The organism is Caballeronia sp. M23-90 (assembly GCF_053574605.1).
Genome location: NZ_JBSIPA010000752.1, coordinates 1 through 1,759 on the forward strand (window position 1 = coordinate 1; position 1,759 = coordinate 1,759).

Genomic DNA, 1,759 nt, shown 5'->3' on the forward strand with positions numbered 1-1,759 from the left:
TCGCTCAGCAACGAAGCCGACATGATGTCGCCGGCCTCGAACGAAGCGCCGATTATCGATACAGATCTATGTCTGACGGTGCGCGTGCTCAACGGCAACGTGCGGTTCGTGGAAGGCGCTTTGATGGTCGGTCATTACGGGCCCGCTGTGCTGACGGGCGCAGAGATCGTCATGAACAAGCTGCTGGGTGACCGGTTGTCACGGGCGCTCAATGTAGGGCGCTATCCGGAGGCGGTCGGGACCCAACAGGTTTTCATAAACGGCTGTGTGAATCCGAATAACCCCTTTTCATCGTCACAGCCTTCTGCAGTGATCGTCGTGGGGCTCGGCGAGGAAGGTAAGCTCGGCGCAGAAGACATGATCCGCACCGTACGCCAAGGCGTGATCGCGTGGTGTCAGCGCGCAGAAGAGCAGGATCCGGACGGCAAGCGCGGACTGCATCTCACGGCGACGCTTCTTGCCAGCGGCGGCATGTCTGTCACGGCGGGCGATGCAGCGCAAGGCGTCGTGCGCGGCGTATGCGACGCCAACCGTCGGCTCGCGATCAACAACTTGCCGTATGTGGCAGGTCTCGATCTGATCGAACTTTATCTGGACCGCGCGACCGAAGCATGGCTCGCGATCCGCGCCCTGCCGCCGATTCCCGATGTTCGGCTGGTGCCACATGAAGTCATCGAAGCTGGTGTGGGCGGTCTGCGCCGTCCTCTCGACTCGAACTATCGCAGCGCTGGCTATGACATCATCAATGTGACCGCGCGGCGCGACGAGTTCGACCAGCCGGGATTCGTCTATGCGATGGACACGCGGCGTGCACGCGGCGAGCTGCGCCCCAAGAACATCCAGCTCAATCTGCTGAATAAGCTTATTGCGAGTTCCTCGCGCGAGCAGGCCAATAACGAACAGATCGGTTGCACTCTGTTCCAGCTCGTGGTGCCGTTCGAGTTGCGGCCGTTCTTGGGCGAGAAAACCGACCTGGTGCTGTCGCTCGACGACACGACCGCCGGCATTCCGTGGGAACTCCTGCAAACGCCCGATGATGCAAAGGACAGAAGCGTTCAGCCTTGGGCGATCCGCTCGCAACTGCTGCGTAAGCTGCGCTCGGTGAACTATCGCTCACAGGTCAGCGATGTGCAGCGCGACGGCGAGATTCTGATTGTCGGCGAGCCGAAGGTGGACCCGAAATTCTATCCGCGTCTGCAAGGTGCTATCGACGAGACGAAGCGAGTGCGGAAGATCATGCACGACAACGCGGACAAGATCAGCAAGGACCGCATCCGTTCGATGATTCGCGGTGAGGATGGCTACCCGGACGGCGCGGACGCGCAGGAGATCATCAACGCACTGTTTGAACGCGACTGGCGCATCGTGCATATTGCCGGACACGGCGAGCCCCCCGACGTGATGCATCAAGCCAATCCGAAGGTGCCCGGTTCACGGACAGTCTACAAGAGCATGCGCGGCGTCGTGCTGTCCGACGGCGTGTATCTCGGCCCCGATGAAATCGAGGCGGTCGGCAACGTGCCGGAACTGGTGTTCGTCAATTGCTGCCATTTGGCGGAGCGCGACGCGAATCAGTTGCTCGATGGCGAATCGTCGCACCTCGACCGTCCGCGCTTTGCGGCGACGGTAGCGGAAATGCTGATCCGCATAGGCGTGCGATGCGTGATCGCGGCGGGCTCCGCCAAATGGCAGCAATTGACGAACACCAGTTCCGGCACGTTGCCGACCGCCCCGATTTCATCGGGGCCGAGATACACGC

1 protein-coding gene is annotated in these 1,759 nt (G+C 61.3%); it reads left to right on the top strand.

Annotation, left to right across the window (positions count from 1 at the left end; all coding sequences use genetic code 11):
• Positions 1-21: 21 nt before the first annotated feature.
• Positions 22-1,759, top strand: a 1,738-nt coding sequence (locus ACRXB1_RS35510; protein ID WP_449494707.1) for a CHAT domain-containing protein, incomplete at its 3' end; no start/stop codon positions are given.